The following is a 19,469-nucleotide window of genomic DNA, read 5'->3' as shown; positions in this document are numbered from 1 at the left end:
CCAACTACTCTATCTGTAAAATATGCAAACTAAAGTTTCTAGCCAACAACCCATAGCTAATTTTAATAAATTTTGGGATGCTTTAAAAGTTATTGCTGGATCTTATTGGTATCCAACAGACCCCAAAGGACGAAGTTTTTCAGACGTAATCTGCTCCTGGGGAATGCTGATTCTTCTGGTCTTATTAATTATTGGACTGGTGGCTGCCAATGCAGCTAATAGCTTCGTTAATCGCTATTTAGTCGATGTCATTATTCAGGATAAAGATGCTGCTAAATTTTTTACGATTGTATCAATTTACGGTTTGGGGCTGTTGTTAATTACCCTATTTACAGCATTTTCTAAATTTGTCAAAAAAAGAATTGCTCTTAATTGGTATGAATGGCTAAATCAGCAGATTTTAGAAAAATATTTGAGTAATCGCGCCTATTATAAAATCAATTTTAGATCGGATGTTGATAACCCGGATCAACGTCTCGCTCAAGAAATCGAACCCATTGCCAGAAATGCTCTCAATTTTGCCACTACCTTGTTAGAAAAAGTCCTAGAAATGACGACTTTTTTAATCATTCTTTTATCGATTTCTAAACTAGCCGCAGCTATTCTGCTGGCCTATACAATCATCGGTAATTTAATTGCCATAAACTTAAGTCAAGAATTAGATAGGATTACTCAAGAGGAACTTGAATCTAAAGCCAACTATGCTTACGGCTTAACCCATGTTCGGAATCATGCTGAATCTATTGCTTTTTTTCAAGGCGAAAATCAAGAATTAAACATTATTTATCGCCGATTTAATAATTTATTGAAAAGTTCTATAAGCAAGATTGATTGGGAAAAAAATCAAGATCTTTTTAGCAGAAGCTATCGGTCTATTATCCAAATATTTCCGTTTATCGTCTTCGCTCCCGCCTATATTCGCGGGGAAATTGATTTCGGACAAGTTAACCAAGCTATTATCGCTTGCAGTATGTTTGCTAATGGTTTTAGTGAATTAATCAATGAATTTGGGTCTTCTGGACGGTTTTCTAGTTATGTTGACCGTTTATCTGAATTTTCGCAAGCTTTAGAAGTTGTTACCCAACAACCTGATGATGTCAGTACCATAAAAACTATCGAAGAAAATCATATTGCTTTTGAGGATATTACCTTACAAACACCCGATTATGAAAAGGTAATTGTCGAACATTTATCATTATCTATTGCACCAGGAGAAGGTTTATTAATTGTTGGCCCCAGTGGTCGGGGTAAAAGTTCTTTGTTAAGGGCAATTGCTGGTTTGTGGAATGCTGGAACTGGTCGATTAATTCGGCCTTCCTTAGAACAATTTATGTTCTTGCCACAACGTCCTTATATAATTTTAGGAACCCTACGAGAACAGTTACTTTATCCTAAAAGTAATCGTCAAATGAGTGATTCCGAACTGGAAGGGATTTTACAACAAGTTAATCTGCAAAATGTGGTGACAAAAGTTGATAGTTTTGATGCAGAAGTTCCTTGGGAAAATATATTATCTTTAGGAGAACAACAACGCCTGGCTTTTGCCCGATTGTTGGTTTGCCATCCCAACTATGTTATTTTAGATGAAGCCACCAGTGCTTTAGACTTGAAAAATGAAGAACTTTTGTATCAACAGTTGCAACAAACCCAAACAACGTTTATCAGTGTAGGACATCGGGAAAGTTTGTTTAACTATCATCAATGGGTCTTGGAACTTTCAGAAAATGACCATTGGCGACTTGCTTCTATCTCTGATTATCAAAATCTTAGACGTTAACGTTTATCTAGCTTTTTTGAATTTGATCCTCTTAAACCAAAAACACTATTTATGGAGAAGTTTAGAGAACTTATGGAAACCCATCTTGTGGCGACAGATTACCAAATTCGGCAAATTCGAGAAATCCAGCCAGTCACATCTTTATTTAATAGTGTCAGTCAAAATAAAACCGAACATAAAGACAAAATAATTAATTCTATATCTATCCATTTACGCGATCAGATATATAATTTAACGGCTAAGAATTTTGTTAATAAGCTGGCTTTATATCTGGCAGCTATGCAAGTTTTAATCTTAAAATATACGGCTCAAGAAGAATTTGTTTTGGCAACGGGGGCTTTGAATATAGAAAAATCTGATAGCCTAATTTTTTGCCGATTCAATCAACAAAATATTAGCTCATTTAAGGATTTACTGAAAATCACCCGCAGTCATCTTCAAGAAGGATACCGCCATCAAAACTATGATATAAATAGTCTAATAAAAACGTTTTTGGCAAGGGGCGGAAATCCCGCCGCAATTTTTGATATTGCGGTGATGCAAGAAGGATTTTCTAGCCACAGTTCTTTATTGAATAAGTTTCAATTAGTTTTTGAAATTGAGGCGACGGATAGTTCTGTTTCTGTCACTTTTTCCCCAGATACTTTTCGGGAAGATTTTGTTCAAAGGATGCTAGGACATTTTCTCCAAATTCTGGAAATTGTAACGATTAATCCCGATGTGGAGTTGAGAGAAATAGATATCCTCACCCCTGGTGAACGGGAGCAATTATTGATAAAATGGAATAATATCGAAACTGAATATCCTGCTGATCAATGTATTCATCAGTTATTTGAAGAACAAGTAAAACGCACTCCCCATGCAATCGCAGTAGTCTATGAAAATGAATCCCTAACTTATCAGGAATTGAATAATCGTGGCAACCAATTAGCCCATAATCTCCAAAAATCAGGAGTTAAACCAGATACTTTAGTGGGTTTATGTATCAAACGATCTTTAGAAATGATCATCGGAATACTGGGTATTCTTAAAGCGGGTGGGGCCTATGTTCCCCTTGACCCAGAATATCCCCAAGAACGCCTGAGCTTTATATTAGAAGACTCTCAGGTAAAATTAATCTTAACTCAAGAAAAATTAGTCGAGTCTATTCCTGAACATCAAGCGAGTATTATCTGTTTAGATACGGAATGGGAAAAAATTGCTCAAGAGAAAACATCAAACCCAGAAAATGGGGCTAAACCTGATAATTTAACCTATATTATTTATACATCGGGCTCCACAGGTAAGCCGAAAGGGGTTTTAGTTAATCACTCCCATGTTGTTCGTCTATTTGCCGCCACAGACCCTTGGTATCATTTTAATGCTCAAGATGTGTGGACATTATTCCACTCCTACGCCTTCGACTTCTCGGTCTGGGAAATTTGGGGTGCATTGCTGTATGGTGGCCGACTGGTGATTGTACCTTATTTAATCAGTCGCTCTCCTGAATTATTCTGGGAGTTATTATGTCAAGAAAAAGTCACAATTCTGAATCAAACCCCCACCGCCTTCCGTTCGTTAATTCAAGTGGAACAGGGGACGGGGAAAGGGGAACGGGGAATAGAAGATGATTTAAAGTTACGTTTGGTAATTTTTGGGGGAGAAGCCCTAGAAATAAGAGGTTTACAGCCTTGGTTTGAACGATATGGCGACCAACATCCCCAGTTAGTGAATATGTACGGGATTACCGAAACCACCGTTCACGTTACCTATCGTCCCTTAAGTATGGCTGACCTGAATAGTACAGCCAGTGTAATTGGTAGTCCGATTCCCGACAACCAGGTCTATTTACTAGACCAATATTTGCAACCCGTACCTGAAGGCGTGACTGGGGAAATGTATGTGGGGGGTGCGGGAGTCACCCTGGGTTATCTCAACCGTCGGGAATTGACCGAAGAACGGTTTATTTCTAGCCCCTTCTCGCCATCAAAATTATATAAAACGGGGGATTTAGCCCGTTATTTACCGAATGGAGAGTTAGAGTATTTAGGGCGGATTGATAATCAAGTCAAAATTCGAGGTTTTCGGATTGAATTAGGGGAAATTGAGGCATTATTAGCCCAACATCCGGCTATTTGGGAAAGTGTGGTAGTGGTTCGGGAAGATACTCCCGGAGATAAGTATCTGGTGGGTTATGTCGTACCGCAACGGTCAATCACACTCAGTATTGACGAAATTCGGCAATTTCTCAAGGCTAAATTACCAGAATACATGATCCCTAATGCTTTCGTGATCTTGGAAGCCTTACCCCTTAATTCTAATAGCAAAGTTGACCGTCGCGCCTTACCTTCCCCAGAACAAATGCGTCGGTCATTGGCGGATAATTTTGTCGCACCTTGTACTCCGATTGAAGAAATATTAGCTCTGATTTGGGCTGAAGTTTTGGGTATAGAACAGGTTGGGATTCACGACAATTTCTTTGAACTGGGAGGAGATTCGATTCGGGGTATTCAGGTAATTGCTAAAGCTAGAAAAATGGGCTTTAATTTGTCCCTTTCCCAACTATTACAACACCAAACTATTCAAGAATTGGCTAGTTTAGTGAGTCAAGAATTAAATCCTTTACCCACCCAAAAAACAGAAAAATTTAGTTTAATTTCGGAAAACCAACCGCTCAATTTTCCCCCGGATATAGAAGACGCCTATCCCCTCACCGCCCTACAATTAGGGATGATATTTCACAGCGAATACCAAGGTAATATTCCTGTCTATCACGATGTTTTTAGTTATCATATTCGCTGCCCCTTCCATCCTCAAACCCTACACAAAGCGATTAAAGAGATAGTTCATCGTCATGGGGTACTTAGGACAAGTTTTGCTCTGACTGATTATCCAGAACCTCTACAATTAGTTCATCGTCAAGTCGATATTCCTTTAGGTTTAGATGATTTGACCCATTTATCAACCACTGAACAAGAAGTTGCCCTTGATGATTGGATAGAACAGGAAAAAAACCGACCTTTTAATTGGAATATTCCGCCTTTATTGCGCTTTCATTTGCATCGTCGCACGTCGGAAACTTTTAACTTAACCTTAAGTTTTCACCATTCTATTTTAGATGGTTGGAGTGTGGCATCATTGCTAACGGAATTGTTACAACAATATTTATATTTACTCGATAAAAATGTATTGCCCCTGAGTGCCGCCCCTACCCTTGCCTTTCGGGATTTTGTTGCCCTAGAAAAAACTATTCTGAAATCTCAAGAATGCCAAGAGTATTGGCAACATAAATTAAGAGATCTCACCATTACTAAACTACCCCAATGGTCAAAATCCCATAACTCAACTAACAATGGCGATTACTTAGTTCCCCTAGCTCACCAAGTTTCTCAGAACTTAAAACAGCTAAGTAAAAAAATGGGAGTTCCCCTGAAAAGTGTTTTATTAGCTGCTCATTTTCGGGTATTAAATTTAATTACTAATCAGACAGATATTATCACTGGTTTAGTCTCTAATGGTAGACTAGAAGATACGGATGGAGAAAGGGTATTAGGATTATTTCTTAATACTTTGCCCCTGGGTTTACAACTCCGAGGAGGCACTTGGCTGGACTTAGTGCGACAAACTTTTGATCTGGAACGGGAATGTCTGTCTTGGCGAAGATATCCCCTAGCTGAACTACAAAAAACCTTTGGGGGTCAGCCCTTATTTGATACTGCTTTTAATTTTATTCATTTTCACGTTTACCAAGGGATTATCGGAGTTAAGGATTTAGAAATATTAGGGGGTAAATTTTTTAATCAAACTAACTTCACTCTCCTGGCTAATTTTAGTCTCGATCCCCTTTCTTCTCAAATAGAACTAACTCTAAAATACGACGGTAATCTGTTAGGAGAAAAACAGATAGAAATGATTGGGGGATACTATCAAAAAGCTCTGACGGCAATAGCTAACCAGGGGTCAGAAGAATATGAAAATATAAGTTTACTCTCAGATGAAGAACAACATCAATTGTTAGTGGAATGGAATCACACAACGGCACGGCGCTATCCCCTGGAGAAATGTATTCATCAACTATTTGAACAGCAAGTAGAACGAAGTCCCGATGCGATCGCTCTAATCTTTGAAAATCAACGGTTAACCTATCGTCAGTTAAATGAGGAAGCCAATCAATTAGCTCACGATTTACAAACCAAAGGGGTGAAAAATGAGGTTTTGGTGGGGATTTGTTTAGAACGTTCTCTGGAGATGGTGATAGGACTGTTAGCCATTCTCAAAGCCGGTGGAGCATACATTCCCCTAGACCCAGCCTATCCAACTCAGCGGCTAGAAATGATTTTAGCTGATGCCCAGGTGTCTGTATTGCTGACTCAGGAAAAATTGCTGTCCAGGCTACCCGCAAATCAAGCCAATAGCATCATATTAGAAACAGCGATCGCCGATATTTCCCAGGAAAGTCGGGAAAACCCGATTAGTAAAGTAACATCTAGTAACTCCGCCTATGTTATTTATACATCAGGTTCAACGGGCAAACCTAAAGGGGTGGTGATCGAGCATCACAGCGCCACAACCCTACTATATTGGGGTCAGGAGACTTTTAGCCATGCAGAACTGGCGGGGGTTTTAGCTTCCACCTCTATTTGTTTTGATTTATCAGTCTTTGAGATCTTCCTACCGTTAGCTTCGGGAGGGAAAGTTATTATCGCCGAGAATGCCTTAGATTTACCTAACTTAAAAGCGGCGCAAGAAGTCACACTAATTAACACCGTACCAACGGCGATCGCTCAACTATTATCCATGCAGGCTATACCCGACAGTGTACAGACCATTAACCTCGCCGGGGAACCCCTATCAAATCAACTGGCGCAGAAACTTTATCAGCAAGAAAACATCAAGCGGGTTTATAACCTTTATGGGCCGTCGGAAGATACCACCTACTCTACCTTTAGTCTGGTACAAAAAGAAGCCACCGAACCGCCCACCATCGGTCGCCCGATTGCCAATACCCAAATCTACCTATTACGAAATCCAACGGCATCCGCCCTAGCCACCCATCTGCAACCCGTCCCCATCGGGACTATCGGCGAACTCTATATCGGCGGTGCGGGGTTAGCCCGACACTATCTGAACCAACCGGAATTAACGGCTGAGAAATTTATTCCTAATCCTTTTGGGGATGGCAGGTTATATAAAACCGGGGATTTAGCTCGTTTTAAACCCGATGGGAATATTGAATTTCTCGGTCGGATTGATCATCAAGTGAAATTGCGTGGCTTCCGAATTGAATTAGGAGAAATTGAAGCCGTACTAGAAACTTACCCTCAAATCCAACAAACCGTTATTCTGGTAAGGGAAGATATCCCGGGTAACAAAAAACTGGTGGCTTATATTGTTACCGAAAACCAGTCCCTAAAAACTGGGGATTTGCGCCGTTTCTTAGAACAGAAATTGCCAGATTATATGATTCCTTCGGTCTTTGTTTGTTTGGAAACCTTACCCTTAACCCCCAATGGTAAAATAGACCGCAAACTGTTACCTGTACCGGAAATAGAAATCATCCCAGAATTAGACTTTCTCCCGCCCCAAACTCCCAAGGAGCAGATTTTAGCTACTATTTGGCAAAATGTTTTAGGGGTTAAACAAGTGAGTCGTGATCATGGTTTCTTTGAAATTGGTGGTGACTCTATTCTCAGTATTCAAGTTGTCGCCCACGCCCGTCAAGCCGGAATTAAAATCACCCCCAGACAGATATTTCAATACCCTACCTTGAGCGAACTTGCCGCCGTCGCTGATAGTTCCCCATTGATATTAGCTAAACAGGATATGGTCACGGGAATTGTCCCCCTAACTCCGATTCAATATTGGTTTTTTGAGCAAAATCGGGCCCAAATGCACCACTTTAATCAATCGGTGCTGCTGCAAGTTCCCTCTCACCTGAAACCAGATTTATTATCCCTAGCAATTAGCAAATTACTCCAACATCATGATGCTTTACGGTTGCAATTTAGCTTTGAAAAAGGCAAATTGCAGCAAATCAATGCCTGTCCTGAGCTCTGTCGAGGGGAGGGTATTTCTGATTTAGTTCCTTTCCAAGTTATTAACCTATCCCAAACCCCTGAGTCCCAACAGTCAGAAATCCTAGAAGAAATCGCCAACACTCAACAAGCTAGTTTGCATCTTGCAACCGGGCCGTTAATTAGAGTGGTGCTATTTCAATTAGGAAATAATCGAGATAGTCGGTTATTAATTATAATCCATCACCTAGCTGTCGATGGCGTTTCCTGGCGAATTTTATTAGAAGATTTGTTCACCGCATATCAACAACTAGAACAACAAAAAACCATCCAATTACCCCCTAAAACCCTAGCTTTTCAAGATTGGGCAATTCTGTTACAAGATTATGGACAAGGGGAGGCAGTGCGATCGCAATTAGACTATTGGTTAAACCAGCCTTGGTCACAATTCACTTCCTTACCTGTAGATAATTCCAGCGAAAAACTACACAACACCGTAGCCAGTGCTTCCGACATATCCGTAACTCTTGATCAAGAAAAAACCTCCGCCCTTTTGCAAAAAGTTCCCTCCGCGTACAATACCCAAATTAATGATATCCTCCTGAGTGCTTTGGCAGAGACTTTGACACAATGGACGGGCAGTTCTACAATATTCCTTGACCTAGAAGGACATGGGCGGGAAGATTTGTTTGCAGATGTGGATGTTTCAAGAACAGTAGGCTGGTTCACCAGTCTGTTTCCAGTCGTCCTAAAACTCCAAAATCAAGCATCAGTGGGGGAAAAACTCAAGTCAATTAAAGAGCAGTTGCGAGTTATTCCCCAGCGAGGTATGGGTTATGGAATTTTACGTTATTTGAGTCAAGATGAAACAATTCGTTCTCAAATGGCGGCACTACCTTTAAGGGAAATCAGTTTTAACTACTTGGGTCAATTTGATCGGGGACAATTACCAGAAGCTGATTGGAAATTGGCGTCCGAGTCTAAAGGATCTAATCACAGTCTTGAGGGACATCGTAGTCATTTATTAGAGATTACAGCCAGAGTCATAGACGGACAGTTACAAGTTAACTGGAATTATAGTCGTCATATCCATGGGCATTCCACAGTGGAATTCCTAGCTCAAAAGTATCTCGAAGATGTGATCCAATTGATTGACCATTGTTTGTCTCCTGAAGTTGGGGGCTACACTCCCTCTGATTTTCCTATAGCAAACTTGAATCAACAGGAACTAGACGATATTTTAGCAGAAATTGACTAAGGAGAATTAAAGGGTAATGGTAACAGGAAAATCCCAGCAAATAAAAAACGTAGAGTCAATTTATCCCCTTTCTCCTATGCAAATGGGGATGCTCTTTCATAGCCTTTATACTCCAAACTCCGGGATTTACTGCACCCAGACCCTAATAACTATCAACGGGGAAATTAACGTTATTGCCTTTAAACAATCCTGGGAAAAAGTGGTAGAGCGTCACTCCGTATTACGGACACTTTTTCTGGTGGAAAAGCGTCAACAGCCGCTACAAATTGTCCGAAAACATTGCGAGTTGCCTTGGAAATATCAGGATTGGCGCCAACTTGACCCCACGGAACAACAACAGCATTTAGATTCATTATTGCAAACAGAACGCCATCTGGGATTTCAACTCAACCAAGCCCCTTTGATGCGCTGTTATTTAATTCAATTATCAGACCAAACCTATAAATTTCTCTGGAATCGTCATCACCTTTTACTAGATGGTTGGAGCCAGCCGATTATTTATCAAGAAGTCTTAACCTTTTATCAAGCCTATAGTCAAGGTCAAAGCCTAGATCTTCCTTCCCCTCGTCCCTATCAAGAATACATTGTTTGGCTACAGCAGCAAAACCTATCCGATGCCGACAGCTTTTGGCGACGAACCCTTGAGGGTTTTACCGCTCCTACCCCACTGATAGTAGACCATCCCCAGTTACCAACGGGCTCCAACCTCCCCCTGACCAACCAAGAACAGGAACTCTATCTATCGCGTGCCACCACTCAAGGACTACAAGCCCTGGGACAACAGCATAATCTGACTTTATCAACTTTGCTACAAGCAGCTTGGGCTATCCTCCTAAGTCGCTACGGTGGGGAATCAGACGTCTTGTTTGGAGTCACGGTTTCCGGTCGTCCGGCTAGTTTGTCAGGCGTCAAAAACATGGTGGGATTATTTATTAATACATTACCGCTACGGGTATCAATCCCCGAATCGGTATGGATTTTACCTTGGTTAAAGCAATTACAGCAAAACCAAGCCCAACTCCAAGATTATGCCTATAGCCCCCTGGCGGATGTGCAGAGAATGAGTGATGTGCCGCCAGGAATTTCCTTATTTGAAAGTTTGATTGTATTTGAGAACTATCCAATAAATAATCTGTCACAGGAGAAAAATCAATTCTTATCCGTCAGCGAGGTAGAGAATTTTGAAGAAACCAACTATCCTTTGACTGTGGTGGCAATTCCCAAACCAGAGTTACTGATCAAATTTAGTTATGATATAAGTCGTTTTACGAGAGACACAGTGATCAGGATGGCAGGTCATTTACAGACCTTGTTAGAAGCCATGATTGCTAATCCTCAACAGCAGGTAAGTCAACTACCATTATTAACGGCAGAAGAACAAAATCAGTTATTAATAGAGTGGAATAATACCCAGATCAACTATCATGAAGATCTATGTTTAAATCGGTTATTTGAAGAACAAGTTGATCGGAATCCCGAGGCAATAGCAGTTATCTTTGCAGACCAAAAATTAACCTATCAAGAATTAAATAATCGAGCCAATCAGTTAGCTGACTGTTTGCAAAAAAAAGGGGTAAAACCAGACGTATTAGTCGGGATTTTTATCGAACGTTCTCTGGAAATGATCATCGGCATATTAGGGATTTTAAAAGCTGGGGGAGCTTATCTGCCTTTAGATCCTAATTATCCAGCAGAACGTTTGGCTTATATGCTCGAGGATTCGGCGGTTTCAATATTAATAACTCAACAATCTTTAGTCGAATCTTTACCCGAAAATCAAGCTGAGTTACTATGTTTAGAGAGGGATGGGCAGCACCTAGAAAACTATAGTATAGAAAATCCGATTAACCGGGTAACATCAGCAAATTTAGCTTATATTATTTATACTTCTGGTTCCACCGGAAAACCCAAGGGAGTGATGAATACCCATCAGGGTATTAGCAATAATTTATTGCAGACAATAGCTGTTTACCCCAGGATAGCAGGCGATCGCATTCTGCAAATGGGTCTTTTAAGTTTTGATATTTCAGTATGGGAAATATTCTGCTCTTTAACCTCTGGTGCTACTCTGGTAATAGCTAAACCTGAAGGTCAGAAAGACATAGCTTATTTAATTAATTTAATTGCCCAGGAAAAAGTTACCCACGCAATTTTTGTTCCCTCAATGTTGCGAGTTTTTCTGCAACAACCAAACTTAGAAAATTGTAGTTGTTTAAAGCGAGTATTTTGTGGTGGAGAAGCCCTATCCCATGAACTAAAGCAACGCTTCTTTGAGCGACTAAACTGTGAATTATATAATCTTTACGGGCCAACGGAAACGGCAGTTTATGCCACTTATTTTCAGTGTACACTTGGGTCTAATTATCAAATAATTCCTATTGGTCGCCCCATTGCTAATACCCAAATTTATATTCTCAATTCCGATCTAAAACCCGTTCCCGTTGGCATTGCTGGAGAACTACATATTGGGGGTATTTCTTTAGCTAGAGGTTATCTTAACCAACCCGAATTAACCGCCCAAAAATTTATTTCTAACCCTTTTGGTAAGGGTAAATTGTATAAAACTGGGGATTTAGCTCGGTATCTACCCGATGGGAATATTGAATATCTGGGTCGGATTGATAATCAAGTCAAACTGCGAGGTTTACGGATTGAATTAGGAGAAATTGAATCGCTTTTAGAGACCCATCCCCAAGTCGAACAAACCGTTATTACCCTGCGGGAAGATACGAAGGAAAACCAAAGGTTAGTTGCTTATATAGTGGGGAAACATCAGTCATTAAGCCCCGGTGATCTTCGCCGTTTCTTACAACAGAAATTACCAGGTTACATGATCCCTTCAGCCTTTATCATTATGTCGGATTTTCCATTAAATATTAATGGCAAGATAGAGATTAAAAAATTACCGAAACCCGATGAAACATCAATAGTTGAATCACCGTATTTAGCCCCCCGCAATCAAACCGAAACCATCTTGGCAGATATTTGGCAAGAAGTTCTACAGATATCAAAAATTGGAGTCAATGACAACTTTTTTGATTTGGGAGGTCATAGCCTGAAAGCCATTTCTCTAGTTAGTAAAACTCAGGAAAAACTAGAACTTCCTCTGAAAATCCAGCAAGTATTTTCCCATCCAACAATTGCAGAACAGGCAGAGTTATTAACCGCTTTTTCTCCTATTACTATCACCACAATTCCGGCTTTATCTGAACAGGAAACCTATATAACATCCCATGCACAGAGACGCTTTTTTGTCCTGCAACAAATGGATATAAATAATGTCGCTTATCATATTATTTCTACCCTCAAAATAGAAGGGGATTTTGATATAAATGCCTTTGAAAAAGCCATGCAGTTTTTGATTTCTCGCCATGAATCTCTACGGACATCCTTTGTATTGGTCAATGGTGAACCTAGGCAAAAAATTATAGCAAATTCTCCTTTTAAAGTTGAAATTCAAGATTGGACTAACGAACCTAATGCTGAAATTCACATCTTAGAAAATATTCAACAACAGAGAAAGCCTTTCGATTTAGAAAACGACCCATTATTGCGGTCTAATATTTATAAATTGTCAGACCATAAATATATTTTATTGCTAGAAATTCATCATATTATTTGTGATGGTTGGTCAATGAATTTATTGGCTAAAGAATGCTTAAAATATTACAATTACTTTGTTAAAGGTTTACAACCAAACTTAGATAAATTGCCGATACAATACAAAGAATATGCAGCATGGCAGGCCAATATTTTACGCAATCAAGATTATAGAAAAAACCTAGATTACTGGCGACAAAAACTGGACAATGGACAAATTCCCCGGGTTCATTTACCAACGGATTTCCAACGACCGGCAATTAAGACTTTCAATGGTTCACATTTAAGCTGGATATTTAGACCAGAAATTATCTCCAAATTAAGAAATATTTGTCAACAAACAGAAAGCACTTTGTTTATGGCACTGGTAGCAGCCGTAAAAATATTACTTTATCGCTACAGTGGTCAAAATGACATTACCATTGGTACAGAAATTGCCACTCGCAATCATCCTCAACTGCAATCTTTAATCGGTTTATTTCTTAATACCTTGGTTATTCGTGACCAAATTGAACCAAAACAAGGCTATAAACATTGTCTTGCCCAAGTCCGTCAAACCGTCACCCAAGCATTTGAACATAGTGATTATCCCTTTGATATTTTAGTAGAAGAATTAGCAATTTCCCGGGAAATTAACCGGACACCATTATTTGATGTATTGGTCTTACTGCAAAATTTTGGTCAATCTGTAGACCTAGAAAAATTACAAATAAAATCTCTGGATTCCCTCACACCCACCAGCAAATTTGATCTATCTTTTGTTTTTATTGAAGACAATGAAAATATCAGGTTAGATTTGATTTATAATACAGACCTATTCCAAACTGATAGAATGAAAAAATGTCTGGTTCATTTCGATAAATTGCTAACTGAGATGTTAGTAAATCCCCAGCAACCTGTCAGTGAAATTTCTCTTTTATCAGCAGCAGAAACCGATTTTATCGAAAGTTTTATTAATCCCATCCCTAGCCTAGAAACTCGTACCGTTATCCATGATTTTACTGAACAAGTAAAAGCCACACCTGAGCAAATATCAATTGTTTATCCTGGGGGAAAATTTAGCTATCAGGAATTAGATAAACTGACTGACTCTTGGGCTTATATTTTAAAAGATTTAGGTATACAAAAGGATAGTATTTGCGGTATCATCCTCGAAGGAGATTACCGTCAGGTAATAGCAATGCTGGCGGTATTTAAAGCTGGAGGAATTTATTTACCCCTGCGTTTAGATGAACCAGAGGAACGCTGGCAACGCATGATTGTTAAAACCGTCCCCGCCATAATCCTGATAGCCGCAGAAAATTTAGAGGTGATTAAACCTCGATTATTAGTATTGGCAAAACCGCCTAATTTGTTGGTCATTAATCATCAAGAAATCCAGCAATATTATCAATGGAATGGCACAAATTATCAAGAATTTCCTATCGTAGAAAACAATAATAAGAAAGATTTATTAATGCCGGATGCTGATGATTCTAACTATATTATATTTACTTCAGGTTCAACGGGTGAACCTAAAGCCATCTTAGGAAGTCATGGCAGCTTACGTCACTTCATAAATTGGGAAAAAATTGAATTTGGAATTAATCATCACTGGCGTTGTTTGCAGATTGCTCAAATTAACTTTGATCCTTATCTGAGGGAAACTCTCGTAACTTTATGTTCAGGAGGAACTCTTTATATTCCTGATAGTATAGACCGCGAAGATTTAGAGCGTTTGCTACTACGGTTGGGAGAATGGCAGATTAACTTACTGCACACTGTACCATCGGTAATGCGTCTATTTTTAAATATTGGTCGTCATTTACCTAATGCTGATCAATTGCTCAAAAATTTACAGGTATTAGTGTTAGGAGGAGAACCATTATTTGTCAAAGAATTGTGTGAATGGCATGAAGTTTTTGGTAATCAGACAGAATTTGTCAATATTTATGGAGCCAGTGAAACAACTTTTGTTAAACATTTTTATCGAATACCCAAACCCAATAATATTTCCTATGCGCGAGTACCTGGGGGCAAAACATTGCCCGATGCTGCATTCGCAGTTATTGACGGAAATCGTCCCTGTGCTATAGGAGAAGTTGGAGAAATTTTTGTCAAATCGCCCTATTTAACTAAAGGTTATTATCAAGATGAAATCTTAACAAAATCAGCTTTTGTTCCCAATCCTTTGAATCAAGGGAATGATTTAGTTTATCGTACCGGAGACTTGGGAAGATTGCTACCCGACCTGACTTTAGAGGTAATAGGACGACGGAGTGATAACCAAATAAAATTGAATGGGGTAAGGATTGAGTTAGGAGAAATTGAAGATGCAGTTGCTGCCATTGATGGTGTCAGAAAAGCACTAGTAATCGCGGATAAAAAAGAAGAATTAGTAACAGTAATTGCATATTATCAAGGCAATAATACGGTAAATTGTGAACAAATCAGCCAAAAACTAAAACAAGTGTTACCGACTTATATGCAGCCAACTTTTTTAATCCAATTAGAATCTTTTCCGTTGTTACCTAATGGCAAAATTCATCGCCTAGCCTTACCAAAACCCGAAGAAAATATTACCCAATCAATTAGTAAACCCACTGGGTTTAATCAACAAGAGGCTTTATTAGCCTCGGTTTGGGGTGAATTATTGGAGGTAGAAGTGAGTGACAATAATCAGTCATTTTTTGAACTCGGAGGAAATAGTTTAAAAGCCATGCGATTAGTGTCCCAAATCCGTAATCAGTTTGGAGTTTCACTACGATTACGCGAAATTTTCACTCATAATATATTAAAAGAACAAGCGATTTTAATTCAATCACGACAAACAAAATGAGCAATTTATCAGACACTATCAACTAATTTTTTTAATAAAAAGCAAATTTTAACAATTCAATCACAACAAACAAAATGAGCAACTTACAACAATCTGACCCGATTAACCCCCTAGCAAAGCAACAATATTATGACGTATCTCACGGCCAAAGACGGCTTTGGATTTTACACCATATCAATGAATATTCCAGTGCCTATAATATTAGACTAGCTATCAGAATACAGGGCAAGTTAAATGTTTCGATATTCACAGAATCTTTTCAAGAAATTGTTAATCGCCACGAAATTTTGCGGACTACTTTTGCCAGTATAGCTGGAAATATTCAGCAAATTGTTCATGAAAATATTGCTAAGGAACAATTAGTCATTTTTAGGGATTTAAGAGGACAAAAAGATGCTGAAATCCTAGCTGATACCTTGATTCAGGAATCAGCTAATTCACGGTTTGATTTAGATAAATTACCTCTAATGCGAGTTTTATTAGTGCAGATTAAATCGGAGGAATTTCTGTTTGGTTTAACAATACATCATATTATTGGTGATGCGAGATCACTTGATATTATATTTAAAGAGTTCGTGACTTTATACTTTGCTTATATTCAACAAAAAAATGCTGTATTACCTCCGCTAGAATTGCAGTATAAAGATTACACTGCATGGCAAAACCAGTGGTTAGAAAGTGAAGAAGTTAGAGAACAACATAATTATTGGTGCGATCTTTTTGCCGAACATCCCCCCATCCTGAACTTACCCACTGACTTCCCTAGACCTCAATTAAAATCTTCTCAAGCAACTTCATATACCTATCATTTTAGTCAGAGTTTGAGTGAACAATTACGCAGTTTTGCAGCCAAAAATCAGACAACTCTATTTATTACCTTGCTAACCTTATTTAAAATATTACTCTACCGTTACACAGGACAGCCGGATTTAGTTATTGGTATCCCTATTTCTGGACGAAATCATCCAGATTTAGAAAACCAAATAGGATTTTATGTTAATACTTTGGCTTTAAGAACTTTAATCCCAGAATCTGGAACTTTTAAACAAGTATTGACAGAAGTAACTAATACCTGTCTCGATGCTTATGAATATGGTGATTATCCTTTTGACAAATTAGTATCCGCTCTCAATTTAGAACGGGATTTATTACGAAATCCGTTATTTGATGTCATGTTTTCACTGTTGAGTAAAGAAAGCAAAACAGTGATGGAAATTCCTGGAATTCAACATCAAGAATATCCCTTAAAACCACGCACTGCCCAATTTGATTTGACTTGGAGTTTCTTTGAAGATGGCAATAATCTCAGATTAGCCATAGAATACGAACCCGATTTATTTCGACCTGAAACAATCGCTAGAATGAGCGGTCACTTTTTACAAATTATTCAAACAGTAATTGAAAATCCTAATATTCAATTATCACAAATTAATTTACTAACTCCTGAAGAACGTGATCAATTACTAATAGACTGGAATAATACTCAGGCTGAATATCCTCAAGATAAATGTTTGCATCAACTATTTGAAGAACAAGTAAAAATTAACCCTGACGCAATAGCAGTAATCTTTGAAGACCAAAAATTGACCTACCAACAGTTAAATAAACGGGGAAACCAATTAGCCTATTATTTACAAGAAAAAGGAGTAAAACCAGAAGTATTGGTGGGGATTTTTATTGAACGTTCTCTGGAAATGATCATCGGCATATTGGGAATTTTAAAAGCTGGGGGAGCTTATGTACCTTTAGATCCTAATTATCCAGCAGAACGTTTAGCCTATATGATATCTGATTCCGGCTGTTCTATCTTGTTAACCCAGCAGTCTTTAGTACAATTTTTACCACCCAATCAAGCCGAGTTGCTATGTTTAGATAGGGACTGGCAGAGCATAGCAAACTATAGCCAAGAAAATCCGATCAATGCAGTAACCTCGGAAAATTTAGCCTATGTTATTTATACTTCTGGTTCGACCGGAAAACCCAAGGGCGTGATGAATCTTCATCGGAGTATTTGTAATAATTTATGGCGAATGATTGATGGTTACCCACTCACACTAGAAGATCGTATCCTACAATTAACTCCTTTTAGTTTTGATCCTTCAGTCTGGGAAATATTCTGGTCTTTAATATCTGGTACTACCCTGGTATTGGCTAAACCTGAAGGTCATAAAGATATAGCTTACTTAATTAATTTGATTGCCCGGCAACAAGTCACCCAAATCTGTTTTGTCCCTTCAATGTTGCGAGTTTTTTTACAACAACCAAACTTAGAAAGTTGTCGTTGCTTAAAGCGAATATTTTGTGGTGGAGAAGCCCTATCTTATGAACTAAATCAACTATTTTTTGAAAGATTAAACTGTGAATTACATAATCTTTACGGGCCAACAGAAACAGCAGTTGATGCCACTTACTTTCAGTGTAAACCTGGGTCTAATTATCAAATAATTCCCATTGGTCGCCCCATTGCCAATACCCAAATTTACATCCTTGATCAATATTTACAACCCGTTCCCATTGGCGTTGCTGGAGAACTACATATTGGGGGTGTGCCTTTAGCTAGAGGTTATCTTAACCAACCTGAGTTAACTGCCAAAAATTTTATTTCTAACCCTTTTGGTAAAGGTAAATTGTATAAAAGTGGAGATTTAGCTCGTTATCTACCCGATGGGAATATTGAATTTCTGGGTCGGATTGATAACCAAGTCAAACTGCGAGGTTTACGGATTGAATTAGGAGAAATTGAATCCCTTTTAGCCACCCATCCCCAAGTCAAACAAACAGTTATTATTCTGCAAACAGATCCGGCTGAAAACAAACGTTTAGTCGCTTATATAGTCGGAAAAAACCTATCAGTAACTCCTGGGGAACTGCGGATTTTTTTACAGGCTAAATTGCCAGTTTATATGCTCCCTTCCGCCTTTGTAATTCTATCGGAATTTCCCTTAAATCCCAATGGTAAAATAGATATTAAAAAATTACCAAAACCCGATCAGACATCAATAGTTGAATCCCCGTATTTAGCCCCGGGTAATCAAACTGAAGCCCTATTAGTCAATATTTGGCAACAACTTCTACAGATATCCAAGATAGGAGTAAATGATAACTTCTTTGATTTGGGTGGTCATTCCTTACAAGCGATGAATCTCATGGCACTTATTTATCAAGAGACAGAGATAGAAATTCCCTTATCAATCATTTATGAAAAACCGACGGTGGCGGAATTAAGTGAATATATTATCTATGCCAAAGAAATGAATATTCAACCAAAAGAACGTCCTTATGTTGTGTTTAATAAACAGCAAAAAAGGGCTGTATTTTTATTTCCTCCTGCCCTGGGTTTTGCCACAGCTTATACAAATTTAGCTGATTATTTAACAGATTATACTATCTATACTTTTAGATATATCGCCGATGAATTAATGTTAGAACAATATGCGGAATTAATCGATCATTTATCTCCTGATCAAGACCTAAAATTAATGGGACATTCCGCCGGAGGTTTTTTAGCAATGTTAATTGCTGAAAAGTTAGAAAGCCGTGGCCGGGTGGTTTCTGACATTATTTTACTAGATACCTACCGAGGCGGTAGTGAGGCAAAAAAAGCTGATATGTCAGAAATAAAAGCTGGAGTTGATGGTTTCTTATTAAATCCCAAACGTCAGGAATTAAGACGTTACTTTTTAGAAAACCAAAAATTACGCGATCGCACTTATAACCAAGTTTGGGAATACTTTAATTTTCTCTGGAATTCCGACCTAAAAAATGTGCAAATTAATGGGACTATTCATCTGATCCGTGCTGAGGGCAACTATGATGTTGAAGATGATTGGATACAAGCGACAAAAGGGCAACGAATTAATTATTATGCCTCCGGTGTTCATCGTGAGATGATCGATCCTCCCTATCTGCAACAAAATGCCACTATTATTAATCGTATTCTTAACATGAGTTTGAAGGGACTAAAAAATTAACTTTCAAAACATCTCTGAGTCTAATATATTCTGTTGATTACGGATTCTATTG

General features: G+C 38.5%; 4 protein-coding genes. All 4 read left to right on the top strand.

What is annotated here, in order from left to right:
• Nucleotides 1-22 precede the first annotated feature (22 nt).
• The 4 genes from PL11201_RS25185 (at nucleotide 23) to PL11201_RS25170 (ending at nucleotide 19,417) form a co-directional block, all read left to right on the top strand.
• On the top strand, nucleotides 23-1,777 hold the full coding sequence (locus PL11201_RS25185) for an ABC transporter ATP-binding protein/permease (RefSeq protein WP_079681562.1): 1,755 nt from the start codon (nucleotides 23-25) through the stop codon (nucleotides 1,775-1,777).
• Nucleotides 1,778-1,849: 72 nt separating this feature from the next.
• Nucleotides 1,850-9,028, top strand: coding sequence for a non-ribosomal peptide synthetase (locus tag PL11201_RS25180; RefSeq protein ID WP_079681561.1), 7,179 nt, complete (start codon nucleotides 1,850-1,852; stop codon nucleotides 9,026-9,028).
• A 16-nt stretch (nucleotides 9,029-9,044) separates the two neighbouring features.
• The gene (locus PL11201_RS25175; protein WP_079681560.1) at nucleotides 9,045-15,446 is read left to right on the top strand and encodes a non-ribosomal peptide synthetase; all 6,402 of its coding nucleotides are present in this window, start codon (nucleotides 9,045-9,047) and stop codon (nucleotides 15,444-15,446) included.
• A 74-nt stretch (nucleotides 15,447-15,520) separates the two neighbouring features.
• Nucleotides 15,521-19,417 (top strand): non-ribosomal peptide synthetase, encoded by a 3,897-nt coding sequence (locus PL11201_RS25170; RefSeq protein ID WP_079681559.1) that lies wholly within the window; start codon nucleotides 15,521-15,523, stop codon nucleotides 19,415-19,417.
• Nucleotides 19,418-19,469: the final 52 nt, after the last annotated feature.

The organism is Planktothrix sp. PCC 11201 (assembly GCF_900009135.1).
Lineage (GTDB): Bacteria > Cyanobacteriota > Cyanobacteriia > Cyanobacteriales > Microcoleaceae > Planktothrix.
The sequence above is the reverse complement of the archived record's forward strand: the minus strand, read 5'-3'. Positions and strand labels throughout refer to the sequence as shown.